The organism is Glacieibacterium arshaanense, from assembly GCF_004681125.1.
Taxonomy (GTDB): Bacteria; Pseudomonadota; Alphaproteobacteria; order Sphingomonadales; family Sphingomonadaceae; genus Polymorphobacter_A; species Polymorphobacter_A arshaanense.
This window is the reverse complement of sequence record NZ_SIHO01000001.1, coordinates 903,235-927,216: the sequence shown is the minus strand read 5'-3', so window position 1 is coordinate 927,216 and position 23,982 is coordinate 903,235. Positions and strand designations below refer to the sequence as shown.

General features: G+C 64.8%; 24 protein-coding genes. 12 read left to right on the top strand and 12 right to left on the bottom strand.

Annotation, left to right across the window (positions count from 1 at the left end; translation table 11 throughout):
- Positions 1-22 precede the first annotated feature (22 nt).
- The 6 genes from EUV02_RS04270 to lexA are packed head-to-tail and all read left to right on the top strand — an operon-like array spanning position 23 to position 4,835.
- The gene (locus tag EUV02_RS04270; RefSeq protein WP_135245371.1) at positions 23-625 is read left to right on the top strand and encodes an anthranilate synthase component II; all 603 of its coding nucleotides are present in this window, start codon (positions 23-25) and stop codon (positions 623-625) included.
- Entirely contained in the window at positions 622-1,635 is a 1,014-nt protein-coding gene (gene trpD / locus EUV02_RS04265) for an anthranilate phosphoribosyltransferase (protein WP_243445754.1), read from the top strand. The genes EUV02_RS04270 and trpD overlap by 4 nt, the downstream gene beginning before the upstream one ends.
- Positions 1,632-2,429 carry an indole-3-glycerol phosphate synthase TrpC gene (gene trpC, locus EUV02_RS04260; RefSeq protein WP_135244951.1) on the top strand — a complete coding sequence of 266 codons (798 nt, stop codon included), beginning with the start codon at positions 1,632-1,634 and terminating at the stop codon, positions 2,427-2,429. Before trpD ends, trpC begins: the two co-directional genes overlap by 4 nt.
- Positions 2,426-2,902, top strand: coding sequence for a cyclic pyranopterin monophosphate synthase MoaC (moaC, locus tag EUV02_RS04255; RefSeq protein ID WP_135244950.1), 477 nt, complete (start codon positions 2,426-2,428; stop codon positions 2,900-2,902). Before trpC ends, moaC begins: the two co-directional genes overlap by 4 nt.
- Complete coding sequence (locus EUV02_RS04250; protein WP_135244949.1) at positions 2,899-4,104, top strand: molybdopterin molybdotransferase MoeA; 1,206 nt, start codon at positions 2,899-2,901, stop codon at positions 4,102-4,104. Before moaC ends, EUV02_RS04250 begins: the two co-directional genes overlap by 4 nt.
- A 53-nt stretch (positions 4,105-4,157) precedes the next feature.
- Positions 4,158-4,835: a transcriptional repressor LexA gene (lexA, locus tag EUV02_RS04245; RefSeq protein ID WP_135244948.1), complete on the top strand. Its 678-nt coding sequence runs from the start codon at positions 4,158-4,160 to the stop codon at positions 4,833-4,835.
- A 24-nt stretch (positions 4,836-4,859) separates the two neighbouring features.
- Here the strand turns inward: lexA and EUV02_RS04240 are convergent, their stop codons facing one another.
- Entirely contained in the window at positions 4,860-5,582 is a 723-nt protein-coding gene (locus EUV02_RS04240; RefSeq protein WP_135244947.1) for a hypothetical protein, read from the bottom strand.
- A complete protein-coding gene (locus tag EUV02_RS04235) occupies positions 5,583-6,977 on the bottom strand; it encodes a ComEC/Rec2 family competence protein (RefSeq protein WP_166430492.1) in 1,395 nt (464 codons plus the stop codon). It abuts the gene before it with no gap.
- An 86-nt stretch (positions 6,978-7,063) separates the two neighbouring features.
- On the opposite strand from EUV02_RS04235, the gene gltX reads away from it, so the two are divergent.
- Positions 7,064-8,536, top strand: a complete 1,473-nt coding sequence (gene gltX, locus EUV02_RS04230) for a glutamate--tRNA ligase (protein WP_135244945.1) — start codon at positions 7,064-7,066, stop codon at positions 8,534-8,536.
- Positions 8,536-9,819: a citrate synthase gene (locus tag EUV02_RS04225; RefSeq protein WP_135244944.1), complete on the top strand. Its 1,284-nt coding sequence runs from the start codon at positions 8,536-8,538 to the stop codon at positions 9,817-9,819. The genes gltX and EUV02_RS04225 overlap by 1 nt, the downstream gene beginning before the upstream one ends.
- A gap of 126 nt (positions 9,820-9,945) precedes the next feature.
- On the opposite strand, the gene EUV02_RS04220 is transcribed toward EUV02_RS04225, so the two are convergent.
- A complete protein-coding gene (locus tag EUV02_RS04220; RefSeq protein ID WP_135244943.1) occupies positions 9,946-10,848 on the bottom strand; it encodes a hydrogen peroxide-inducible genes activator in 903 nt (300 codons plus the stop codon).
- Positions 10,849-11,012: 164 nt separating this feature from the next.
- Between EUV02_RS04220 and ahpC the strand changes: the two genes are divergently transcribed.
- Both ahpC and ahpF read left to right on the top strand, forming a co-directional pair.
- Positions 11,013-11,576: an alkyl hydroperoxide reductase subunit C gene (gene ahpC, locus EUV02_RS04215; protein ID WP_135244942.1), complete on the top strand. Its 564-nt coding sequence runs from the start codon at positions 11,013-11,015 to the stop codon at positions 11,574-11,576.
- Positions 11,577-11,653: 77 nt separating this feature from the next.
- Positions 11,654-13,237 carry an alkyl hydroperoxide reductase subunit F gene (gene ahpF, locus EUV02_RS04210; RefSeq protein ID WP_135244941.1) on the top strand — a complete coding sequence of 528 codons (1,584 nt, stop codon included), beginning with the start codon at positions 11,654-11,656 and terminating at the stop codon, positions 13,235-13,237.
- Between the two features lie 3 nt (positions 13,238-13,240).
- Here ahpF and EUV02_RS04205 read toward each other — a convergent pair whose 3' ends face one another.
- On the bottom strand, positions 13,241-13,759 hold the full coding sequence (locus EUV02_RS04205; RefSeq protein ID WP_243445753.1) for a PRC-barrel domain-containing protein: 519 nt from the start codon (positions 13,757-13,759) through the stop codon (positions 13,241-13,243).
- A 188-nt stretch (positions 13,760-13,947) separates the two neighbouring features.
- Here EUV02_RS04205 and epsC point away from each other — a divergent pair, with 188 nt between their 5' ends.
- Both epsC and EUV02_RS04195 read left to right on the top strand, forming a co-directional pair.
- Positions 13,948-14,631 carry a serine O-acetyltransferase EpsC gene (gene epsC, locus EUV02_RS04200; protein WP_135244940.1) on the top strand — a complete coding sequence of 228 codons (684 nt, stop codon included), beginning with the start codon at positions 13,948-13,950 and terminating at the stop codon, positions 14,629-14,631.
- Between the two features lie 10 nt (positions 14,632-14,641).
- Complete coding sequence (locus EUV02_RS04195) at positions 14,642-14,989, top strand: DUF2794 domain-containing protein (protein ID WP_243445752.1); 348 nt, start codon at positions 14,642-14,644, stop codon at positions 14,987-14,989.
- 502 nt (positions 14,990-15,491) lie between these two features.
- On the opposite strand, the gene EUV02_RS04190 is transcribed toward EUV02_RS04195, so the two are convergent.
- The 8 genes from EUV02_RS04190 to EUV02_RS04155 form a co-directional block, all read right to left on the bottom strand.
- Positions 15,492-16,523 (bottom strand): hypothetical protein, encoded by a 1,032-nt coding sequence (locus tag EUV02_RS04190; protein ID WP_135244939.1) that lies wholly within the window; start codon positions 16,521-16,523, stop codon positions 15,492-15,494.
- A gap of 149 nt (positions 16,524-16,672) precedes the next feature.
- Complete coding sequence (locus tag EUV02_RS04185) at positions 16,673-17,566, bottom strand: SDR family NAD(P)-dependent oxidoreductase (protein ID WP_135244938.1); 894 nt, start codon at positions 17,564-17,566, stop codon at positions 16,673-16,675.
- 222 nt (positions 17,567-17,788) lie between these two features.
- Complete coding sequence (gene phoB / locus EUV02_RS04180; protein ID WP_135244937.1) at positions 17,789-18,496, bottom strand: phosphate regulon transcriptional regulator PhoB; 708 nt, start codon at positions 18,494-18,496, stop codon at positions 17,789-17,791.
- Positions 18,497-18,522: 26 nt separating this feature from the next.
- Complete coding sequence (phoU, locus tag EUV02_RS04175; protein ID WP_135244936.1) at positions 18,523-19,242, bottom strand: phosphate signaling complex protein PhoU; 720 nt, start codon at positions 19,240-19,242, stop codon at positions 18,523-18,525.
- 12 nt (positions 19,243-19,254) lie between these two features.
- Complete coding sequence (pstB, locus tag EUV02_RS04170; protein WP_243445792.1) at positions 19,255-20,001, bottom strand: phosphate ABC transporter ATP-binding protein PstB; 747 nt, start codon at positions 19,999-20,001, stop codon at positions 19,255-19,257.
- Between the two features lie 71 nt (positions 20,002-20,072).
- Entirely contained in the window at positions 20,073-21,368 is a 1,296-nt protein-coding gene (gene pstA, locus EUV02_RS04165) for a phosphate ABC transporter permease PstA (protein WP_135244935.1), read from the bottom strand.
- Positions 21,361-22,767 (bottom strand): phosphate ABC transporter permease subunit PstC, encoded by a 1,407-nt coding sequence (gene pstC / locus EUV02_RS04160; RefSeq protein WP_135244934.1) that lies wholly within the window; start codon positions 22,765-22,767, stop codon positions 21,361-21,363. The genes pstA and pstC overlap by 8 nt, the downstream gene beginning before the upstream one ends.
- 62 nt (positions 22,768-22,829) lie before the next feature.
- Positions 22,830-23,870: a substrate-binding domain-containing protein gene (locus tag EUV02_RS04155; RefSeq protein ID WP_243445751.1), complete on the bottom strand. Its 1,041-nt coding sequence runs from the start codon at positions 23,868-23,870 to the stop codon at positions 22,830-22,832.
- Positions 23,871-23,982: the final 112 nt, after the last annotated feature.

The following is a 23,982-nucleotide window of genomic DNA, read 5'->3' as shown; positions in this document are numbered from 1 at the left end:
TCGCGCGCGCTACAGGGCTTGCATGATCCTCGTCATCGATAACTACGACAGCTTTACCTATAACCTCGTGCACTATCTGCTCGAGCTCGGCGCCTCCGTCGATGTCGTACGCAACGACACGCTGACAGTTTCCGAGGCGCTCGCCAAACGTCCACAAGCGGTGCTGCTGTCGCCCGGTCCCAAGACGCCCGATGACGCCGGCATCTGCCTCGATCTGATCCGCGCCGCCGCTGAATCGCAGCTGCCGCTGTTCGGCGTCTGCCTCGGCCATCAGTCGATAGGCCAGGTGTTCGGCGGACGTGTTGTACGCGCGCAGGCGGTCATGCACGGAAAGACAAGCGCCGTCAGCCATGACGACACCGGCGTGTTTGCCGGCCTGCCCTCGCCATTCGAGGCGACGCGCTATCATTCACTGGTGGTGCATCCCGGCGACCTGCCCGATTGCCTCGCGGTCAATGCCACCGCCGCCGACGGCACCATCATGGGGCTGCGCCACAAGACGCTGCCGATCCACGGCGTGCAGTTTCACCCCGAAAGCATCGCCACACAGCACGGCCATGCGCTGCTGGCGAACTTCCTCGACATCGCAGGTATCGCGCACAGTGCGCCCAAACAGGCGGCATGACCGCCACCGCCGCCAGGATGCCGACGTTGCTGCCGAACGCGCGCGCGCCGCTTGATGCTGCCACCGCGCGCGCAGCGTTCACCGCGATTATGGACGGCGCCATCCCTGACGCAACGCTCGCCGACTTCCTCGTGACGCTCGCCGACCGCGGCGAAACCGTCACCGAAGTCGCCGCCGCCGCGGCGGTGTTGCGCGACCGGGCCACCACCATCACTGCCCCCGCCGGCGCCATCGATGTCGTCGGCACCGGCGGCGACGGCAAGCACACGCTCAACGTCTCGACGGCGGTCGCCATTGTCGTTGCCGCCTGCGGCGTGCCGGTCGCCAAGCACGGGAACCGTGCGGCCTCGTCGCGCTCGGGTGCCGCCGACGTACTTGCCGAATTGGGCGTGCCGGTCGCGCTCGAAGCAGGGGCCGTGGCGCGCTGCCTTGATACGCTGGGCATTACCTTTTTGCACGCGGCGCGCCACCATGGCGCGATGGCGCGCGTTGCCGGCGTCCGCAAGGCGCTGGGACGGCGGACGATTTTCAACCTGCTCGGGCCACTCGCCAACCCGGCGGGGGTGTCGTTCCAGCTCATCGGCGTCGCCGATCCGCGCTGGCTGCGACCTTTCGCCGAAGTGCTGCGCGAATTGGGCACCAAGCGCGCCATGATCGTCCACGGCAGTGACGGCATCGACGAACTGACCGTCACTGGCCCGAGCCAGATCGCGCTGCTCGACAACGGCCACATCTCCGAAGCCACCGTCACCCCCGCCGACGCCGGGCTGGAGACGTACATCGCTGCAGAACTGACCGGCGGCGAACCCGCACAAAATGCCGCGGCGCTGCTGGCGTTGGTGGACGGCACGCCGGGGGCCTACCGCGACATCGTGCTGCTCAACGCCGCCGGCGCATTGATCGTCGCCGGTCGTGCCTCAGACTGGGCCGCAGGCGCTGCGCAGGCGGCACACGCTATCGACAGTGGGGCGGCACGCGCCTTGCTCGACCGCTGGAAAGCCTTTCAATGACCGACACTCTGGCCGTTATCCTTGCCGACAAGGCGAAGCATGTCGCGGCGTGTAAAGCGCGTGCGCCGATGGCCGAGGTGGAAGCACGCGCCGCAGCTGCATCACCGCCGCGCGGCTTTGCGGCGGCGTTGCAAGCGGCACGCGCGGCCGGTCGCTTCGGACTCATCGCCGAAATCAAGAAGGCGAGCCCGTCGCGCGGTTTGATCCGCGACGATTTTGACCCGGCAACGCTGGCGCGCGCCTATGCTGCAGGAGGTGCGACCTGCCTTTCGGTGCTGACCGACGTGCCATGGTTCCAGGGCGATGACGCCTATCTGCAGGCAGCGCGCGCCGCGGTGACGCTGCCGTGCCTGCGCAAAGATTTCATGATCGACCCCTATCAGGTCGTCGAAGCCCGCGCGCTCGGTGCCGATTGCATCCTGCTGATCATGGCAGCGTTGTCCGATGCTCAGGCCGCCGAACTCGAAAGCGTCGCGCAGGCGCTGAACATGGATGTGCTTGTCGAGGTGCATGACGCCCCTGAACGCGACCGCGCATTGCGCCTGAAATCGCGGCTGCTCGGCGTCAACAACCGCAATCTCAAGACGTTGAAAGTCGATATCGCCACGTCGATAGAACTTTCGGTTGGCTTGCCCGATGATTATCTGCTCGTTGGCGAAAGCGGGCTCAAGACGCACGGCGATCTGCTGCGGCTGGCCCACGCTGGCATCAACAGCTTCCTCGTCGGCGAATCACTGATGCTCGAGGCCGATGTGACGCACGCCACGCAGCGCCTGCTCGGGTTGGCGGCATGAGCTTGACGCACCTCGACGATAAGGGCGCCGCGCGCATGGTCGATGTTGGCGCCAAGACCGCGACTGCGCGCGAGGCGATCGCGGAAGGTGTCATCACGATGAGCGCCAAGGCGCTGACAGCGATTGCCGCGGGTGCGGTCGCCAAGGGCGATGTGCTCGCGGTGGCGCGTGTCGCCGGCATCATGGCGGCCAAGCAGACTGCAGCACTGATCCCCCTGTGCCATCCGTTGCCGCTGAGCGGCGTGACGCTCGATCTGGCACTCGAAACCGGGCAAATTCGCGTCACCGCCAGCGTCCGCACGACGCACCAGACCGGCGTCGAAATGGAGGCGCTGACCGCAGTTTCGGTGGCACTGCTGACGGTCTACGACATGGCCAAGGCGCTCGACAGGACGATGACCATCGGCGGTGTGCGGCTGCTCGCCAAAAGCGGTGGCCGCTCGGGCGATTTCCGCGCTGAAACGCCTGCATGATCAGCGTCGAGGCGGCGCAGGCGAATTTGCTCGACGGCGTTGTGCCGCTGGCCGCCGAGTCTGTTGCGCTTGCCGCCGCTGCCGGTCGCATCCTCGCCGAACCGCTCGCCGCCCTGCGCACCCAGCCGCCCTTCGCCGCCTCGGCGATGGACGGCTATTCCATCCGATGGACCGACCGCGCCGGCCCGTGGCGCATCATCGGTACGGCGTTTGCCGGCGCGGGATTCGATGGCAGCGTCGGCGCAGGCGAAGCTGCACGCATCCTGACCGGCGCTCCCGTGCCCACCGGCGCAGACACGGTGATCGTTCAGGAAGACGTAGCGCGCGACGGCGACAATCTGCGCCTGACCGGCGAAGGCCCACCGCGCCAGGGCGCGCACATCCGCCGCGCCGGGCTCGATTTCAGTGGAGGCGAAGCCTTGTTGGCGCCCGGCACGCGCTTGCTGGCGCCGCATATCGGGCTGATCGCGGCAGCCGGACACGCTGCGGTTCGCGTCCACCGCCGCCCACGCGTCGCGCTGCTCGCCACCGGCGACGAGTTGGTGCTGCCCGGCGCAGTAACCGGACCGGACCAGATTGTCAGCTCGAATGGCGTGATGCTGGCGGCGTTACTTGGTGACTGTGCCGATGTGCATGACGCCGGCATCGTGCGCGATAGCCCCGGCGCGTTGCGCGCCGCCGTCGAAGCCTGTGCCGACGCCGATGTGCTGGTGACGATCGGCGGCGCCTCGGTCGGTGACCACGACCTCGTCAAGCCGGTGCTTGAATCGATGGGCGCACGCTTCGATTTCTGGAAGGTTGCGATGCGCCCCGGAAAGCCAGTGATGCGGGGCTGGCTGGGCAGCCAGAATGTCATAGGGCTGCCGGGTAATCCGGTTTCGGCGTTTGTGACGGCGCTACTATTCGTCAAGCCGCTATTGCAACGCCTCGGCGGCGCCGCGGTGGCGCTGCCGATGCTCCACCAGGCGCGCCTGAATGGCACCCTGCCCGCCAACGGCAGCCGTCAGGATTATATGCGCGCCGTGGCCGTTCGTGATAGCGGGGGTTGGCGCATTACCACACTGCCGACACAGGACAGCTCGATGCTGCGCACGCTCGCGAGCGCCAACGCCTTGCTGGTGCGCGAAATCGATGCGCCGGCGGTTGGCGATGGTGGTCCCGTTTCGTTCTTGTTGCTTGACAGCCTGCGGGATGTTGCCTAAACGTTCCCTATAAGTTCCACGCGGAACGTAGTTTGGGAACAGGAGTGTGACCGATGCTGACTCGCAAGCAGAATGACCTTCTTCGTTTCATCCACACACGTTTGGCCGCCGATGGCGTTTCACCGTCGTTCGAGGAAATGAAGGAAGCGCTCGATCTCAAGTCGAAGTCGGGTGTGCATCGGCTGATCAACGCGCTCGAGGAACGCGCCTTTATCCGCCGGCTGCCCAACCGCGCGCGCGCGCTTGAAATACTGCGCATGCCCGAAACAGGCAGCCCGGCGCTGCGCAAGACCGAGTCTGCGCCGCGCAGCGATATCCGCCCTGCGTCGCTGCTGGTTGCCGCGAATGACGCCATTGCCATCCCGCTCCACGGCCGCATCGCCGCCGGTATGCCGGTCGAGGCACTTGAAAGCGACCGCATGTTGTCGGTGCCGGCCGCGCTGCTGGGACCGGGCGACCATTACGCGCTTGAAGTCTCGGGCGACTCGATGATCGAAGCCGGCATTTTTGACGGTGACTATGCGCTGGTGAAGCGCTGCGACACCGCGCGCGACGGCGAAATCGTCGTGGCGCTGATCGACGACAGCGAAGCGACGCTCAAATATCTGCGCCACGAAGGCAACATGATCCGCCTCGATCCGGCGAACAGCGCCTATCAGCCACAGCGCTACAGTCCGCAGCAAGTGCGTGTGCAGGGCAAACTCGCCGGATTGCTACGCCGCTATCACTGAGCGAGGATGGCTGCCGGGCACGGATCAGCGCCTGACCGGCAACCATGGGTGATCACCGAGTTGCGCCGCAACCGTCTCCGTGCGCGCCGCAGTGAGCCAGATTGCGATGGCTTGGGTCTGCACCAATGTCCGCCTATCGATGCGCATCCGACGCGGCTGACACCATGGTGGCAAGGCCAGTTTGGTCACGACAATGTCGACTTCGTGACAAGCGGCGCCGAGAACTTGGCGCGACGGCAATTCGTCGCCGGTCGTCAATAGCACCAAGGCCGCACCAGCACCTGTGCCGACGCGAACGATGCAGCCAAAACGCCCGCAGCGCGCGCCACGATAATGCGACAGCTTGATGCTGGAATCCGCGGCGCTTGCCGTCTGCCAATTAGTCGCGGCGTAGCTAGCTTGACGTGAACGCAGCCGCGCAAGTCCGTTGTCGTCGATCCGGATGCCGACCTCACGCCCATCGGCGCTGACCAGCAAATCTGGCGGCTGCGCGGTCATGGCTAGCATCGACCCTAAAGCAACGGGAACCAGTGCCCAAAGCCGCATCCGGCTCTGCCAAAGGCACAGCCACAAACCACCGCCGACAAGTAGCATGTAGGCCGCAGCCGACATGCTGGGCATGCGCAGTGCCGCGCCCGGCCACGCCGCGACTTCCAGTGCCCATGCGATCAGCCAACCATAGGCATGACCGAGCAGCCAATAGGCCGGCGCGCCCAACCCGACGGCATCGAGCGCTAGCGCAGCCACCTATAGTGGCATGATCACGAAGCTCGTCAGCGGAATGGCGACAATGTTAGCGATGACCCCGTAAACACCGGTGCGGTTGAAATGGTAGAGCGCGGTTGCCGACAACATTGTCTCGGCCACCAGACCCGTCACAACCAGCGCCAATGTGGCGCGCGCCAACCGGACAAACCAGCCGTCATAGGGCTGGCCGGTGTTGAGCCATGTGCCGAAGCGAGACTGGTAAAGTGCCACCAACCCCGTCACGGCCGCAAACGACAGCTGGAAACTTGGCGAAAGCAGTGCTTCGGGCCTGAGCAACAAGATCAGAAATGCCGCCGCCGCGACCATTCGCAGCGTCAGCGCCTCGCGCCCGATAATGACGCCAAGCAGTACGATGATTGCGGCGAGACAGGCGCGCACCGTCGGAATGTCACTGCCCGCAAGCAACGTGTAGCCGATGGCAGCAACCGCCGCGAACGTTGCGGCAATTGCCCGCACCGGAATGCGCAGCGCCAGCCACGGCCAAAGCAGCATCAGCTTGCGTAACGTCCACAGCGTGCCGGCGGCAACGATGGCGATATGTAGCCCTGAAATCGAAAGCAAATGCGCCAACCCCGAATCGCGCATCGCTTGCGCCACCGCCTTGGGGATCGCGCCCTGATCGCCAGTAACGAACGCTGCGGCAAAACTGCCCGGTACGCCCGGAACCTTGAGCTTGAGCCGTGCCGTCAGGTCTGCGCGCAAGGCCGCCAGCCGCGCCGCAAAGCGTGTCGGAGGCGGTGCCGGGGCAAGAATGCTAACTCTGCCAAGCGCACTACCGGAGGCACCCAACTGTTCGAACCAGGCGTGGCGCGCGAAGTCGTAGCCACCCGGCATCACCGGCCCCGACGGCGGCGCTAGCCTTGCCGTAACCGAAACGCGCGCGCCGGGCCGCAGTTGCGAATCGGCGGCATTGGCGCTGTCAGCGACCGCGACACGTACGGCAGGTGGCAGTGCCGGGTCGAACGGTACGATCCGCAGTCTGATCTGGCCGCTGGAGGTACGCAGTTCTACCGCCGCAATGGTCCCGACGAGTTGGACGATCGCCGGGCGTTCAAGGCGCGGCGCCGCGACCATCGTGGTCCGCACCCACGCCACGCCGAAACCCAACAGCATCAAAACGCCGGCCCAGCCCGCGACGCGTGCTGCCGCGCCGCGCAGCGCCGGCGCCAGTGCCACAAGCGTCGCCATAACCGCCGCCGCGCACAGGCGCTGCTCGCTCCACGGAATGACCAGATATGCCGCGATGCCGATTCCGAAGGCAACGGGTATCCACAGCGGAAGCTGCGACGCCTCCGCCGCGAGTGCGGTTTCAACGGTATCACGCCCACGACGACACGCCGCGAAAAGCGCGCTTGGGGCAGTTTGAACCGGCAAACCCGCTGTGCTAGACACGCGCGCCTTTCGAACCGACCCTGAAGCCTTTCCACGTCCCTCCGCTCCAACCATTGGATAGTTTGTCGATGAGTGCAACCCGCGAAGCGTCCAGCCCGCCTAAGAACCCGGCCGAGAACCGCCCGGTGGTGACGCGCTTTGCCCCCTCCCCGACGGGCTTCCTGCACATCGGCGGCGCGCGCACGGCCTTGTTCAACTATCTGTTCGCGCGCCACCACGGCGGCAAGTTCCTGCTGCGCATCGAAGACACTGACCGCGCGCGCTCGACCGAGCCGGCGATTGCCGCGATACTCGATGGGCTCGGCTGGCTCGATTTCGACCACGACGGCGAGATCGTCTATCAGTTCGAGCGCGCAGCCCGACATGCCGAAGTGGCACGCGAGCTGCTCGCGAACGGTAACGCCTACAAATGCTACGCTACCGCCGAAGAGCTGGAGGAGATGCGTGCCGCACAGCGCGCGGCCAAGGCGCCGCTGCGCTATGACGGGCGCTGGCGTGACCGCGTCGCCGGGCCAGAGTTCGACAACCAGCCTTATGTCATCCGACTGAAGGCGCCGCGCGAGGGCAGCGTTACCATCAACGACCGCGTTCAGGGTGCCGTCACCGTGGCCAACGCCGAACTCGATGACATGGTGCTGCTACGCTCCGACGGCACGCCGACCTACATGCTCGCGGTCGTCGTCGACGATCACGACATGGGCGTGACGCACGTCATCCGCGGCGACGACCACCTTAACAACGCCTTCCGCCAGCTCGCGCTCATCCGCGCGATGGGCTGGGAGGAGCCGGTCTATGCGCATGTGCCGCTGATCCATGGGTCGGACGGCGCCAAGCTGTCGAAGCGCCACGGCGCGCTCGGCGTCGATGCCTATCGCGACGAACTCGGCATGCTGCCCGAAGCGGTCGAGAACTACCTGCTGCGCCTCGGCTGGGGCCATGGCGACGACGAATTCATCGACCGCGCGCAAGCCATTCAATGGTTCGACCTCGCCGGCGTCGGCCGCGCACCGGCACGCTTCGATCTCAAGAAGCTCGAAAACGTCAACGGCCACTATATGCGGCTGGCCGACGACGCGCGACTGGTGGCACTCGTCACACCGCGCATTGCCGCTGCAATCGGCCGCAACCTGACCGCCGCAGACCAGGATTTGCTGCTTCGCAGCATGTCTGGGCTAAAGATTCGTGCCAAAAATATCAACGAGTTGGCAGATTCCGCAATCTTCTATCTTCGCACCCGCCCAATTCCGATAGACGAGCGCGCGGCGAGTTTGCTAACACCCGAAGCGGGCGACTTGCTGGCGCAGGTGCATCGCGACCTTGTCGTGCTGGATTCCTGGACCACCCAGTCAACCGAGGCGGCCGTTCGAGCCATCGCCGAGTCCCGTGAACTGGGGCTAGGCAAGCTCGCACAGCCGTTGCGTGCGGCTGTATCGGGCAGTACGACCTCGCCGGGGATCTTCGAGGTTCTTGAGCAACTGGGTCGTGAGGAAAGTCTGGGCCGGATTGCCGATGCAATCCAGCTCGCGAAGGGGAAGCAGTAATGAGCATTTTCGCCAAGGTCGAAGTCGACGGCACCGAAGTCCAGATGCCCGTGCTGTCGGGTACGGTCGGCCCTGATGTCATTGACATCCGCAAGCTGTACGGCGCTACCGGCCGCTTCACCTATGACCCAGGCTTCACCAGCACCGCGTCGTGCGAATCGCGCATCACCTACATCGACGGCGATGTCGGTACGCTGCTGCACCGCGGCTACCCGATCGACCAGCTCGCCGAACAGTCGAACTTCATGGAAGTTGCCTATCTGCTGCTCAACGGCGAGCTGCCGACCCAGGCTGAATACAAGACCTTCACGCAGACGCTGACACGCCACACGATGGTGCATGAACAGCTCGCGATGTTCTACCGCGGATTCCGCCGTGACGCCCATCCGATGGCGATCATGTGCGGCGTCGTCGGCGCGATGGCGGCCTTCTATCACGACTCGACCGATATCCATGATCCGCACCAGCGCATTGTCGCCAGCCACCGACTGATCGCCAAGATGCCGACGCTCGCCGCGATGGCGTACAAATATGCCGTCGGCCAGCCGTTCGTGTACCCCGACAATTCGCTGTCGTTTACCGGCAACTTCCTGCGCATGACCTTCGGCGTTCCGGCCGAGCCCTATGTCGTCAATCCGGTCGTGGAAGACGCCATGGAAAAGCTGATGATTCTCCAGGCCGACCATGAACAGAACGCCTCGACCTCGACGGTACGTCTGGCCGGTTCGTCAGGCGCCAACCCGTTTGCGTGCATCGCCGCTGGCATCGCCTGCCTGTGGGGCCCGGCACATGGCGGCGCCAACGAGGCCGCGCTCAACATGCTGCGCGAAATCGGCACCGTCGACCGCATCCCCGAATTCATCGCGCGCGCCAAGAACAAGGACGACCCGTTCCGCCTGATGGGCTTCGGTCACCGCGTCTACAAGAACTACGACCCGCGCGCCAAGGTCATGGGCCAGACCGCACGCAAGGTCCTCGACGAGCTCAACCTCAAGGATCCGATCTTCGACGTCGCCCGCGAACTCGAAAAGATCGCGCTCAACGACCCGTACTTCATCGAGAAGAAGCTCTACCCGAACGTCGATTTCTATTCAGGCGTCGTCATGTCGGCGATCGGTTTCCCGACCTCGATGTTCACCGTGCTGTTCGCGATCTCGCGCACCGTCGGCTGGGTGGCGCAGTGGAACGAAATGATCGCCGATCCCGAACAGAAGATCGGCCGCCCACGCCAGCTGTATCTCGGTGCGACGCAGCGCGATTACGTGCCGCTGAGCAAGCGCTAAGGGCCTCCGGCGGGCAGGCCTGAGGCCTGCACCCGATTGCTGCCGGTGCTGCAATCACGGGCGTTGGTTATGTGTCACTGGCAATAGATGGGTGCAGGCCTCAGGCCTGCCCGCCGGAGGGTCTTGCTAAGCCGCCGCCGCAATCAACGCGTCACCGAGCATCTCGAACTCCGCCGCGCGCGGTGACGAGGCACGCCAGACCAGCGCGATCTGGCGGCTGGCGTGCGCGCCGTCGAGGCGCCGCGCGATGACCGGCGTGCCGGCGAGGATGCCGGCATCGATGGCCATTTGCGGCAGCAGCGTCTGACCGAGCCGGTTGGCGACCATCTGCACCAGTGTGTGGAGTGACGTGCCGAGGTGGACCGATTCGGCGCGAAGTTCGGGGCGGCCGCAAGCGGCTAGGCCCTGGTCCTTCAGGCAATGCCCGTCTTCCAGCAGCAGCAGGCTGCTGGCGTCGATGCGCTGCGGCGCGATGGTCGGCGGCGGGTCCATAAAGTCGTCCGGGTGGAAAGCAAGGTTGAAAGCGTCGTCGAACAGCGGCTTGGCAACGACATCGCCGCAGGCATAGGGCAGCGCCAGCAGTACGCAATCGAGCTGGCCACGTGACAGCGCCTCGCAGGCCTGCGCGCTCATTTCCTCGCGCAGATAGAGCTTCAGGTCGGGGAACGCCGCGCGCAGCTTGGGTAGCAGCCGCGGCAGCAGGAACGGCGCAATCGTCGGAATGACGCCGAGGCGCAGTTCGCCCCCCAACGGCTTCGCTGCGGCGTGCGCAAGTGCGGCAAGTTCGTCGGCCTCACGCAGCACGATGAATGCCTTGGCGGCGATGCGTTCGCCCAGCGGCGTGAAGCGCACGACGCGGCGCGTGCGTTCGACCAGCACGACATCGAGCAGCGTTTCGAGTTCGCGCAGGCCCGATGACAGCGTCGATTGCGTGACAAAGCAGGCGTCGGCGGCACGGCCGAAATGGCCGTGGGCGTGCAGCGCGGTCAGGTATTGCAGCTGCTTGATGGTCGGCAGATAGCTCATGATGGCCTTCTCGATGGAACGCGCCCAAAATCGCCGCGTTCAATCTAAGATGCGGCTTTAATCGCTTCAGTCAATGAGCATGCCGCAAAAAAGCAATTGGATTTGTCGGCGCGCACCGCATATTCGGGCATCGATCAACCCGTTTCAACCCAGCCACAGGAGCATCCATGTCCCTCATCAATACCGCGGTTAAGCCGTTCAGCGCGCAGGCCTATCAGGACGGCAAGTTCCTCGCCGTCACCGAAGCCGATCTCAAGGGCAAGTGGTCGGTGGTGTTTTTCTACCCGGCGGACTTCACCTTCGTCTGCCCGACCGAGCTCGAAGACCTCGCCGACAACTATGCTGAATTCAAGAAGCTCGGCGTCGAAATCTACAGCGTCTCGACCGACACGCACTTCGCGCACAAGGCGTGGAGCGACACGTCGCCCGCCATCGGCAAGATCAAGTACGTCATGGTCGGTGACCCGACGGGCGCCATCACTCGCAACTTCGACGTGATGATCGAAGAAGCCGGTCTCGCCGATCGCGGCACCTTCGTCGTCGATCCCGAAGGCAAGATCCAGATCGTGGAAGTCAATGCCGGTGGAATCGGCCGCGACGCCAGCGAACTGCTGCGCAAGGTCAAGGCCGCGCAGTATGTCGCCTCGCACCCTGGCGAAGTCTGCCCGGCGAAGTGGCAGGAAGGCGAAAAGACCCTCGCCCCGTCGCTCGACCTCGTCGGCAAGATCTAAAGCCAACTGACTGGCGGGCGGGTCGCAACACTGCGACCCGCCCTGCCCCACTAACATATCCTCCCCGGGAACTCGCCATGCTCGACGCCAATCTCACGCAGCAGCTCAAGGCCTATCTGGTCAACATCACGCAGCCGATCGAGCTTGTGACGACGCTCGATGACAGCCCGAAGTCGCGCGAACTCGCCGAACTTATCGACGAGATTGCCGTGCTGTCGGACAAGGTGACCGTCGTCCCCGGCGGCACCGACAAGCGCGTCCCCAGCTTCATGATCCGCCGCACCGGCACCGATATCGGCGTGACCTTTGCCGGGCTGCCGATGGGGCACGAGTTCACCTCGCTGGTGCTGGCGCTGCTGCAGGTTGGCGGCCATCCGTCGAAGGCCGCGCCGGCGCTGCTCGATGCGGTGCGCGCCCTGCAGGGCGACTTCAACTTCGAAACCTATTTCTCGCTGTCGTGCCAGAACTGTCCCGATGTCGTGCAGGCGCTCAACCTGATGGCGGTGCTCAACCCGAACATCCACCACACCGCGATCGACGGTGCGCTGTTCCAGGCCGAAGTCGATGCGCGCAAGGTCATGGCGGTGCCGATGGTCTTCCTCAACGGCGAGGTGTTCGGTTCGGGCCGCATGGAGCTCGAGCAGATCGTCGCCAAGCTCGACACCGGCGCGACCAAGCGCGCGGCTGCCGACATGGATGCGCGGGCGCCCTATGACGTACTCGTCGTCGGCGGAGGCCCTGCCGGCGCTGCCGCCGCCATTTACGCGGCGCGCAAGGGCATCCGCACCGGCATCGCTGCCGAACGTTTCGGTGGCCAGGTGCTCGACACGATGGGCATCGAGAACTTCATCTCGATCCCGCACACCGAAGGCCCGAAGCTGGCGGCCGAACTCGAACGCCATGTCCGCGACTATGACGTCGATATCATGAACCTGCAGCGCGCCGCCAAGCTGATCCCGGCGACCGGCGCCGATGGCCTGCACGAAGTCGTGTTCGACAATGGCGCCTCGCTCAAGGCGAAGACGCTGGTGCTCGCCACCGGTGCGCGCTGGCGCCAGATGAACGTGCCGGGCGAGGACGCGTACCGCAACAAGGGCGTCGCCTATTGCCCGCACTGCGACGGCCCGCTGTACAAGGGCAAGCGCACCGCGGTCATCGGCGGCGGCAACAGCGGTGTCGAGGCGGCAATCGACCTCGCCGGCATCGTCGCGCACGTCACGCTGATCGAATTCGACCATCAGTTGCGCGCTGACGAAGTGCTGCAGCGCAAGCTGCGCAGCCTGCCCAACGTCACCGTCATCGTGTCGGCGCTGTCGACCGAAGTCCACGGCGACGGCGAGAAGGTCACCGGCCTGAGCTACACCGATCGCAAGACCGAAGCGTCGCACCATATCGAGCTCGAGGGCATCTTCGTGCAGATCGGGCTGGTGCCCAACACAGAATGGCTCAAGGGCACCGTCGCGCTGTCGCCGCGCGGCGAGATCGAGATCGACGCACGCTGCGCGACCTCGATTCCCGGCGTGTTTGCCGCAGGCGACGTGACGACGGTGCCGTACAAGCAGATCGTCATTTCGATGGGCGAAGGCTCGAAAGCGGCGCTTTCGGCCTTCGACCATCTGATCCGCCTGGCGCCGGCCGAAACCGTTGCCGCGGCGGCGTAACGGCTACATCAAACCGCGCACCTTGTTCGGGTCGCTGTAGTAGGTGTCGATCGCGGCACCGCCCTTGGCGTATTCGGCAGGGTCGGCATAGTAGTTGTCGATCGCCGGGCCCTGCGTGCCATAGTCGAGCGTATCGACTTCGCTGCGGGTGTAGTTCGGCGCCGCCTTCAACGCATCGGGCGACAGGTTGATGCAATAGCCGTCCTGGTCAGTGTCGTAGGTCAGCACCGACCATGGCAGCGGGTGGTAGCGTTCGCCGATGCCGAGGAAGCCGCCGAACGACATCACCGCATAGGCAACCTTGCCCGAGTATTTGCCGAGCATGATCGAATCGATGGTGCCGAGCCGGTCCTGCGCGACGTTGTAGACGGCGGTGCCCTGCACCTTGTTCGCCGAAATCAGCGTCTTGGTTTCTTCGGTGGTCACCGCCATCGTCTGGTCGCGTCCCATACCATCTGTATTCTGGCCCAGCGTTTCGGGCTGTGCATAGTCGGGGTGAACGGGTTGCATGTCATTGGTCATGGTCAATCTCCTCTTGCACCCATTGTGCGGGTATCAGCGTCAACCGACCGGGCCAGCGACAGTTCCGCAACCCATCGCGTTGCCGTGCGTTTCATCGCATACGACATAGGTCGCCAGTGCTGGCATATTGCCCCGCAGTCGCGTATATGGCGGAGAATTAAGTGGGACTCATGTCCCGGGGAGGCTCCATGATTGCCAGCTTCGGCAAGTATCTCGATTCGATCAAGGCGCGCGATCCGGCGCCGCGGTCGCGTTGGGAAATCCTGACGTACCCCGGCGTCTGGGCGCTTGGATTCCACCGCATTGCGCACGCGCTGTTCAAGCTGCGGCTATTCCTGTTGGCGCGAATCGTCAATCATTTCAGCCGCTTCCTGACCGCTATTGATATTCATCCGGGTGCCCGCATCGGTGCCAACTTCTTCATCGACCATGGCTTTGTGGTCATCGGCGAGACCGCCGAAATCGGCGACAATGTCACCATCTACCAGTGCGTGACACTGGGCGGCACCGACCCCGCCAACGGCATCGCCGGCAAGCGCCACCCGACGCTGATGGACGGCGTCATCATCGGTTCGGGCGCACAGGTGCTCGGGCCGATCATCGTCGGCACACGCGCCCGCGTCGGTGCCAATGCGGTGGTGACGCGCGACGTTCCCGAAGGCGCGACGATGGTCGGCATTCCGGCGAAATCGACGCTGGTCGATGCCACCGACTATGCGCGGCCGTTCATGCCGTACGGCACGCCGTGCAGCCAGTTGTTCGATCCCGAAACGCAGAAGTTCGAAATCCTGCGCTGCGAGATGGAAGTGCTGCGCGCGCAGGTCGCGGCGCTGACGGCTGAAGTGCCTGTCGCCAAGTCGAAGAAGGGCTGAGCCGCGCACCGTGGCGGAGGCGACATCGAACATTGCCGCCTTCCCGCGTGCCGTGCCGCAAACGGTCTTTGACCGGCTCGAACTCAATGCCATTCTGAACATCTATGGCCGGATGGTCGCGGCGGGGCATTGGCGCGACTATGCGCTCGACCTCGGCCGTGACGCCGCGGTGTTTTCGGCATTCCGCCGCGCCAGCGAGCGCCCCGAGTTCCAGGTCGTCAAGCGCCCCGAGCTGCGCCACAAGCAAGGCATGTACGCGCTGATCGGCGAGGCCGGCGCGGTGCTCAAGCGCGGCACCGAGCTCGGCACGGTGCTGGCGCCGCTCGAGCGTAAATTGCTCAAGCTGGTGGGTGACTGACAGCCACGACGAATTTCCGGCCAGCGCTGGTCCTGCCCCCGGTCCATCGTCCTTGGGTACTGACCCCCACCGCCACGGTGGAGATAATCCTCTTCCCGATGACGGCGTCCTTGGGAGGGTTGCTGGGTCATCGGGAAGAGGCAGGCTTTGTGTCGTTGGTCGAGGTAGCCGGGGGCGGAGGGCGTTTTGCGGTTTCTTAGGCCGCATACGCGGTTTGGACGCGTGTTTGACGCGGTTGACGTACGCGTTTGGTAGACGTGCCCTCCTTGGAACACTTTGAGCTGAAGTCCTCGACCTGACAGAGCGCGGGGCTGAAAAGCGCGGCGGTGAGACGTCACGTCCGGGTACGCAAGTGGCGATCGTGAGCCCGGACAGGTTGAACGGGAAACACCCATTTCCCGTCGCCTTGATGAACCTACTAACCGATTCGGTTCGTAATGTCAAGTAAAATCACGCACGCGGCCCCCTCTCCCCGATGGGGAGAGGAGGCAAAGAGCTTACGCTACGCGGCAGCGGGGAGTTTCATCGTCAGCCCGTGCGGAAGCAACTCCAGTACGCGCCGGCGGATCGGACGCCATGCCGCCGACAGCAGCACCAGGAACAGGCCGAGCACCAGCGTCGTCAGCCCGACGCCCTCACCCGGCGTGCTGCCGCTGCTGACCAGCGCCTGGATCGCGTAGATGACATAGGCCAGCGCCGACACCAGCAGCGCGCGGCGGTCGATCGCCAGCGCCAGCACGGTGAGCGCGAGATAGACCATGATGACGGTCAGCGCCGCACCGTCGGCGGGCACGCCGCCATCGGTGAGGCCGGTGAGCTTGAACACCGGATGGACGATCAGCGGCGCCGCGAGCAGGTGCAGCCAGAACGCCACGTCGGTGCGGCGCGTGACGCGCGCGCGGTCACGGGTGTCGAACCACATCGCCAGCGCGAACACCGCGATGCCGCACAGCGCCGTGGTCAGCAGCACCGCGCCCGTGGCGCCCTGTGTCAGGATGGTGACGCTGGCGACCGCGAGGATGGTCAGCGCCGCAGCGCCGGCGGCCACGGTAATCGGCACCATGAACCGTCGCCAGTGCAGCCATGCCGCGCCGACAGTCGCGATGGCGGCGACAATGATGCCCGGCGGCAACGCATGTTCGGGGTTAACCGTCAGGCTGGCGCCCTGCGCGGCGACCAGCACGCAGGTCGCGAACACGCCGCCGACGAACGACAGCAGCAGCGCAATGCTCGGCAGCGCCATGCGCTTGATGCGGGTGAAGTATTCGGCGAGGGCCCAGCTGACTGCGGCAACGCCGGCAGCGCCCGCCACCGGCGACATCGCGCCGGCGAGCATCGCCACCGCGGTCAGCAGCAGCCCGACGGCGATCGTCACGAAAATGTCGTTGAAACCGGTGAGCAGCCGGAACTGCTCCTCGTCGGGGCCGACTTCGCCGCGGCGGTGGTCGCGCGCGAACTTGACCAGCGCGTCACGGGTCGCCCCGTCGAGGACGCCGGCGGTCACCGCCGCGTCGAGATCACGTTCTTCGAGCATCACCGTCTCCAACTGTAATGCTGTCGCAATACACCTGACGGTAGTGACGGTCAAGTAGACCAAAGAGCCTCCGGCGGGCAGGGTCTAGACCCTGCACCCGACAATTGGGTGCAGGGCTCAGCCCTGCCCGCCGGAGGCCTTGTTCTGGCTTAGAGTGCGCCGAGCGCCATGCCGCCCTGGGCACCGCCGGTGTCGGGGACGATTTCGCCCTTGCGGTCGCTGATTTCTTCAAATCGCGCGGCGATGGTTTCAGGCGTCATGTCTTCGGGAGCGACATGGATGCCGCGCGTCAACGTGACATAGGCGCGTTCGAAGCCGCCACCGCCGGCGTTCATCACGACGTTCGTCGGCGCTTCTTCGCTGACGAGGTAGAGCGCGGCGGGCGCCACGGTTTCCGGCCCCATCTTTTCGAGCATGGCGGGCGGCATCAGGTCTTCGGTCATGCGCGTCGCGGCGAGCGGCGCGATGGTGTTGGTCTTGACGTTGTACTTGGCGCCTTCGAGGCTGAGCGTCTTCATCAGGCCGACCAGCGCCAGCTTGGCAGCGCCGTAGTTGGCCTGGCCGAAGTTGCCGTACAGGCCGGTCGAGCTGGTGGTCATCAGGATGCGGCCATAGGCCTGTTCACGCATGACTTCCCACACCGCCTTGGTGCAGGTCACCGAGCCCATCAAATGCACGTCGACAACCTGGCGGAAGTCATCGAGCGTCATCTTGGCGAAGGTCTTATCGCGCAGGATGCCGGCGTTGTTGATCAGGATGTCGATGCGGCCCCAGCGTTCCTTGACGAACGCCACCATCTTTTCGACCGCGGCTTCGTCCGACACGCTGGCGCCATTGGCCATCGCTTCGCCGCCAGCTGCGGTGATTTCGTCAACCACCAGCTGCGCGGCCGACAGCGAGCTGCCCGAACCGTCACGCGCGCCGCCGAGGTCATTGACCACGACCTTGGCGCCGCGCGCGGCAAGCGCCAGCGCATAGGCGCGGCCGAGGCCGCCGCCGGCACCGGTAACAATGGCAACACGATTGTCGAAACGAATGGTCATTGAATCTGGCCCTATCTAGTTCTGCGAGCATCTATGCGAGGCGGGACTTAAAGCAGACTGCGCCGCGTGAAAAGACCCCGACTCGCATGATGGTGCGGCAAATGCGCCGTTATGACAGTTGGTGAGACTAAAGAGCCTCCGGCGGGCAGGCCTGAGGCCTGCACCCGATTGAAGTGCGCCAAGCATTTGGGTGCAGGGGTCACCCCTGCCCGCCGGAGGCCCTTAATGCGCTTCGCGGTCGAGTGCATAGCCGGCGGAGCGCACCGTGCGGATGACATCGGGGAGTGCCGAAGCGCCCTCGCCTTCGCCGTTGATGGCCTTGCGCAGCCGGCGGATGTGGACGTCGACGGTGCGTTGTTCGACATAGACGTCGCGACCCCAGACGGCATCGAGCAGCTGTTCGCGCGAGAAGACGCGGCCGGGGTGTTCGAGGAAGTGGCGCAGCAGCCGGAACTCGGTGGGCCCGAGCGGCACGGCCTGGCCGTCGCGGGTGACGCGGTGGGCGCTGGTGTCCATGCTGATGCCGGCATAGTCGAGCGCCCCGCCGGCGAGTGCAGGACGCAGCCGGCGCAGCACGGCGTGGATGCGCGCGATGAGCTCGCGCGGGGAGAATGGCTTGGTGAGGTAGTCGTCGGCGCCAGTTTCGAGCCCGCGGATGCGGTCGGCCTCGTCGGCGCGCGCGGTGAGCATGACGATCGGCAGGCTGGCGGTTTCGGGGGCGCGGCGCAGGCGCCGGCAGACTTCGATGCCCGACAGGTTGGCGATCATCCAGTCAAGGATGACGAGGTCGGGCTTTTCCTCGTCGGCCAGCATCAGCGCTTCTTCGCCGTCGCCGGTCTGAACGACGTCGAAGCCCGCCGATTCGAGGTTGTAGCGCAGCAGTTCGACGAGGTTGGCGTCGTCTTCGACCAGCAGGATCTTCGGCTTCATCGGGGTCTCCTGATCGCGTATCGGGTTCAACTCGAGCGGTCACTGAGTGCGGCGAGTGCGACGTCATCGCCCTTGGGCCGGTGCAGGATCTGCTCGCCGGTGGCGGCGAAGAACACCATTTCGGCGATGCTCGTTGCCTTGTCACCGATGCGTTCGAGATTCTTGGCAACGAACAGCAGGTGCATCGACGGCGTGATGTGCGCCGGATCTTCCATCATGAAGGTCAGCAGCGAGCGGAACAGCGCGGCGTAATAGTCATCGACGACCTGGTCGCGGGCGACGACGTTTTTCGCCAGTTCGACATCGCGCGCGACGAAGGCATCGAGCGCGTCGCTGAGCATCTTCGCGACCAAAGTGCCCATTTCGGGGATGATGACTACCGGTTGCGCGTGCGGGTTCTGCGACAGCACGGTGGCGCGCTTGGCGATGTTCTTGGCATAGTCACCGACGCGTTCGAGCACCGAGCTGATCTTGAGCACGGCGATGATTTCGCGAAGGTCGCCGGCCATCGGGGCGCGCAGCGCGATGGTTTGCACCGCGAGCTTTTCGCATTCGATTTCAAGCGCATCGATGCGTTCGTCGATGGCGATGATGTCCATCGCCTTGGCGGCATCGCGGCGCGTCAGCACCTCGATCGACGCCTTGATCTGGCTTTCGCACAGCCCGCCCATCTGGCTGATCAGCGTGCGCATGTTGTTGATGTCGGCGTCGAAGGCCTTGACGGTATGTCCGCTCACTTCAGCCATGATGGTCTCCTTTTAGCCGTAGCGGCCGGTGATATAGTCGCGGGTGCGCTGCTCGACCGGATTGGTGAAGATGTCCGAGGTGTTGCCGTATTCGACCATCGTGCCGAGGTGAAAGAACGCCGTGCGCTGGCTGACACGCGCCGCCTGCTGCATGTTGTGCGTGACGATGACGATGGCATAGCGGCCGCGCAGCTCGTCGATCAGTTCCTCGATGCGCGCCGTGGCAATCGGGTCGAGCGCCGAGCAGGGTTCGTCCATCAGGATGACTTCGGGGTCGACGGCTATCGCGCGCGCGATGCACAGGCGCTGCTGCTGGCCGCCCGACAGTGCCGTGCCGCTCTCAGTGAGCCGGTCCTTGACTTCGTCCCACAGGCCGGCGCGACGCAGGCTGCCTTCGACGATGCTGTCCATGTCGGCCTTGCTGCTGGCGAGACCGTGGATCGACGGGCCATAGGCGACGTTGTCGTAGATCGACTTGGGGAACGGGTTGGGCTTCTGGAACACCATGCCGACGCGGGCGCGCAGCTGCACGACGTCCATGTCGCCGGTGTAGATGTCGGTGCCGTCGAGCTTGATTTCGCCTTCGACCCGCGCGCTGTCCACCGTGTCGTTCATGCGGTTCAGGCAGCGCAGGAACGTCGACTTGCCGCAGCCCGACGGCCCGATGAACGCCGTGACGTTTTCGCGGGTGATGTCGATCGAGACGTCCTTGATCGCCTGCTTGGTGCCATAGAAGACGTTGACGTGACGCGCCGTCATCTTGGTCGTGACATCGGTCTCGGCGATACCGCGCGCGACCGGAACATTTTGTGCGGACAGGTCCATGACGGTCACCAGCGCCTCTCGTATTTGTTGCGTAGATAGATGGCGAGACTGTTCATCAGCAGCAGGAAGACCAGCAGCACCATGATGGCGGCCGAGGTCTTTTCGACAAAGCCGCGTGCGACGTCATCCGACCACAGGAACACCTGCACCGGCAGCGCGGTGGCGGGCGACGTCAGCCCGACCGGCGTGTCGCTGACAAAGGCGCGCATGCCGATCATCAGCAGCGGTGCGGTTTCGCCGAGCGCGCGCGCCATGCCGATGATCGTGCCGGTCAGGATGCCGGGCAAGGCGAGCGGCAGCACGTGCTGGAACACCACCTGGACCTTCGACGCGCCGATGCCGAGTGCAGCGTCGCGGATCGACGGCGGCACCGACTTGATCGCCACCCGCCCGGCGATGACGATGACCGGGAAGGTCATCAGCGCCAGCGTCAGCCCGCCGACGACCGGCGCCGAGCGCGGCATGTCGAGGAAGTTGAGGAATACCGCAAGCCCGAGCAGCCCGTAGATGATCGACGGCACCGCCGCGAGGTTGTTGATGCTGACTTCGATGAGGTCGGTCCAACGGTTGCGCTTGGCGAATTCCTCGAGATAGATCGCCGACAGCACGCCGACGGGGAATGCCAGGCTCAACGTCACGAACAGCGTCAGCAGCGAGCCGACGGTGGCGCCCCAGATGCCGGCGAGTTCGGGGCTCGTCGAATCGGCGCCGGTAATGAAAATCCGGCTGAACCCGGTGCGCAGCAGCCCGGCTTTCTTGAGGTCGTTGAAGTGCGCGACATCGGCGTCGCTGACGCCACGCTCGAGTTCGGGCTTCGACAGGTCGAATTTGCCCTTGGCGAGCAGGTCGATGGTGCTCTTGGCGGGTACCCACACCGACACGGTCTTGCCGAGCAACGCCGGGTCTTCCATCAACTGCTTGCGCAACACCAGCCACGCGCCTTCGCTGACGGTGTCGGCTTCGTCGCCCAGTTTGGCGACGCCGGCTGCCATCACCGCCTGGAAATCGCCTGCCTGCAGCGCCGCCTGCGCGTTCGGGCCCTTGGTCGCTGCCGGGTCGATACCGAGCACGGCCGGATCATAGGTGATGCTGATTTTGACGTCGGTCGACAGGAAGCCTTGCCAGCCGTCGCGGACGACGGTGAACAGCAGGAATGCCAGGAACGACGCCGCCAGCACCAGCGCGAACAGCCCGAGGTTGCGGAAAATCGATTCCGAGCGGTAGCGACGCGCAATGCGCGTGCGCATCTTCGGCGACGCCCAGTCGGTGGGCGGGCGCGACGCGACTTGGGCGCTATTCATAAGCCTCCCGGTAGCGCTTCACGACGGCGAGCGCGTAAATGTTGAGCAGCAGCGTAATCACGAACAGCACCAGCCCGAGCGCGAACGCCGACAGCGTCTTTGCCGAGTCGAATTCCTGGTCACCGGTGAGCAGCTGGACGATCTGCGCGGTGACGGTGGTCACCGACTGGAACGGATTGGCGGTGAGGTTTGCCGCAAGACCAGCCGCCATAACGACGATCATCGTCTCACCGATGGCGCGGCTGACCGCGAGCAGCACGCCGCCGACGATGCCGGGCAATGCCGCCGGCACCAGCACCTTGCGGATGGTTTCCGACGTTGTCGCGCCCATCGCGAGGCTACCGTCGCGCATCGCCTGCGGGACCGCGGTAATCGCGTCATCGGCCATCGACGACACGAACGGAATAATCATGATGCCCATCACCAAACCGGCAGCGAGCGCGCTTTCGGAGCTGGCGTTGGTCATGCCGAGCGAGACCGCGAAATCGCGCACGGCAGGCGCGACGACGAGCGCCGCGAAGAAGCCGTAGACAACGGTCGGTACGCCGGCGAGGATTTCGAGCAGCGGCTTCAAAATGCGGCGGGCGCGGGCATGGGCATATTGCGTCAGATAGATTGCCGCCATCAGGCCGAGCGGGATCGCGACGATCATCGCGATGATGGCGCCGATGAAGATCGTACCCCAGAACAGTGGCACCGCGCCGAACGACCCCGACGAGCCGACCTGGTCGGCGCGGATCGCGGTCTGCGGTGACCAGGTGGTGCCGGTCAGGAACTCGACGATCGAGACCTTCTGGAAAAACCGGATGCTTTCGAACAGCAGCGACAGCACGATGCCGAATGTCGTCAAAATCGCCACCAGCGACGCCAGAATCAGCGTCCACATGACGACCTTTTCCACCGCCGTGCGGGCGCGGAAATCGGGGCGCAGCCGCGAATAGCCCCACAGGCCGCCGAGTGCGGCAAGTGCGGCCGCAGCAGCGCCGGCGAGCAGATTGTAATTCGTTTTGGTCGCCACGTAGACTTTGGCGGCCGGATTGGCGTCGGGATTGAACGCTTCTTCGATTTCACCGTTCACCACGCCGCGGACTTCGGACATGAAGGCATCGCGGTCGAGCTGTGTTGCGGGGCGTGTTGCTGCAGGCACAGTCGAGAGAACGCGGCTGGCGATGACGCCTTCGCTGACCACCGCCCAGCCGGCGAGCAAAGCCAGCGCCGGCAGTGCCACCCAGAGCGCGACAAACGCGCCGTGATAGGCTGGACGTGAATGGACGGCCGCAGTGCCGGTACGTGCGGTACCACCTGGCAGCGCCGTCAGCGCACGGCCCTTGGCGCGTGCGATGAAGTAGCCAACCAGCGCCAGTCCGATGAGCAGTAAACTGATGAAAGTCAGTGACATGCAACGCTTACCTTAGACATAATTGCGGCAGTGCGGGCAACGCACTGCCGCAATTTCCAATGCTACTTGAGCGTCGAGATGTCGAGCGGCGTCATGTTCTGGACAATCGCCGCGTTCTTGGCGCGAACCGCCGTCGGTTCGGCGACCAGGCCACGCTTGGCCAGCATGCCGCCGGGGCCCCAGACGCTTTCCTTGGTGTATTCGGTCAGGAACTCCTTCATGCCCTTGACGGCGCGCATGTGCTGGAGCTTGGCGTAGATGAACAGCGGACGCGACGCCGGATATTTGAACGACGAAATCGTGTCATAGGTCGCGGCGATGCCGTTGATCGGCACATCCTTGATCTTGTCGCCATTCTCTTCAAGGAACGAGAACCCGAAGATGCCGAGCACGTTTGGGTTGGCGGCAATCTTCTGGACGATGAGATTGTCGTTTTCGCCGCCTTCGATATAGGCGCCGTCTTCACGGATTTTGCCGCAGGCGAGGTTGTACTTGGCTTCGTCGGCCTTCTTGAGCGCCGGCATCGCCGCGTTCGATTCGCAACCCTTGATCATGTAAAGGTCCTTGAACGAATCGCGCGTGCCCGACGTCGGCGGCGGCCCGATGACCGAGATCTTGATATTCGGCAGCTTGGGATTGACGTCCTTCCAGGTCTGCGCCTTGTTCTTGCCGCCGCCGAACGGGTTGGCAGCCAGCGCCTTGTAGACATCGACTTCGCTCAGGCTCACGAACTGCCCGCCGCGCGCCTGCGCAATGACCAGACCGTCAAGGCCGATCTGCAATTCGAGAATGCCCGTCACGCCATTTTCGGCGCAGGTCTTGGCTTCGCTGGCCTTCAGGCGGCGCGAGGCGTTGACGAAATCAGGGTGCTGCTGGCCGACGCCGGCACAGAACAGCTTGACGCCGGCGCCGGTACCCGTCGATTCGACGATCGGCGCCTGGAACTGCGGGTAGCTGCGCTTGAAGCTTTCGGCGACCGCGGTGGTGAACGGATAGACCGTCGACGAACCGACGATGCGAATCTGCGTGCGTGCTTCGGCCACGCCGGCGCTGCCCAGTGCGACCGCTGCGATACCGAGGGTGGTGATTGCTGACTTCAACACAATGTGTCTCCCTTGCCCGACCGGGAACGCCTGCGGCGCTGTCCGGTCTCTTCCGCTGTTCAAAGGGACACGAACTGCCCCTTTCGACATTCGGCGGGTTAGCCGCTGCGCG

Coding starts and splice junctions, on each gene's coding strand:
- pstC (WP_135244934.1), bottom strand. CDS start 22,767: ATGTCACTGACTTTCATCAGTTTACTGCTCATCGGACTGGCGCTGGTT.
- moaC (WP_135244950.1), top strand. CDS start 2,426: ATGAGCTTGACGCACCTCGACGATAAGGGCGCCGCGCGCATGGTCGAT.
- phoB (WP_135244937.1), bottom strand. CDS start 18,496: ATGAAGCCGAAGATCCTGCTGGTCGAAGACGACGCCAACCTCGTCGAA.
- ahpF (WP_135244941.1), top strand. CDS start 11,654: ATGCTCGACGCCAATCTCACGCAGCAGCTCAAGGCCTATCTGGTCAAC.
- EUV02_RS04250 (WP_135244949.1), top strand. CDS start 2,899: ATGATCAGCGTCGAGGCGGCGCAGGCGAATTTGCTCGACGGCGTTGTG.
- pstB (WP_243445792.1), bottom strand. CDS start 20,001: ATGACGGCGCGTCACGTCAACGTCTTCTATGGCACCAAGCAGGCGATC.
- lexA (WP_135244948.1), top strand. CDS start 4,158: ATGCTGACTCGCAAGCAGAATGACCTTCTTCGTTTCATCCACACACGT.
- trpD (WP_243445754.1), top strand. CDS start 622: ATGACCGCCACCGCCGCCAGGATGCCGACGTTGCTGCCGAACGCGCGC.
- pstA (WP_135244935.1), bottom strand. CDS start 21,368: ATGAATAGCGCCCAAGTCGCGTCGCGCCCGCCCACCGACTGGGCGTCG.
- EUV02_RS04225 (WP_135244944.1), top strand. CDS start 8,536: ATGAGCATTTTCGCCAAGGTCGAAGTCGACGGCACCGAAGTCCAGATG.
- gltX (WP_135244945.1), top strand. CDS start 7,064: ATGAGTGCAACCCGCGAAGCGTCCAGCCCGCCTAAGAACCCGGCCGAG.
- EUV02_RS04205 (WP_243445753.1), bottom strand. CDS start 13,759: ATGACCAATGACATGCAACCCGTTCACCCCGACTATGCACAGCCCGAA.
- trpC (WP_135244951.1), top strand. CDS start 1,632: ATGACCGACACTCTGGCCGTTATCCTTGCCGACAAGGCGAAGCATGTC.
- EUV02_RS04270 (WP_135245371.1), top strand. CDS start 23: ATGATCCTCGTCATCGATAACTACGACAGCTTTACCTATAACCTCGTG.
- phoU (WP_135244936.1), bottom strand. CDS start 19,242: ATGGCTGAAGTGAGCGGACATACCGTCAAGGCCTTCGACGCCGACATC.
- ahpC (WP_135244942.1), top strand. CDS start 11,013: ATGTCCCTCATCAATACCGCGGTTAAGCCGTTCAGCGCGCAGGCCTAT.
- epsC (WP_135244940.1), top strand. CDS start 13,948: ATGATTGCCAGCTTCGGCAAGTATCTCGATTCGATCAAGGCGCGCGAT.
- EUV02_RS04185 (WP_135244938.1), bottom strand. CDS start 17,566: ATGACCATTCGTTTCGACAATCGTGTTGCCATTGTTACCGGTGCCGGC.
- EUV02_RS04190 (WP_135244939.1), bottom strand. CDS start 16,523: ATGCTCGAAGAACGTGATCTCGACGCGGCGGTGACCGCCGGCGTCCTC.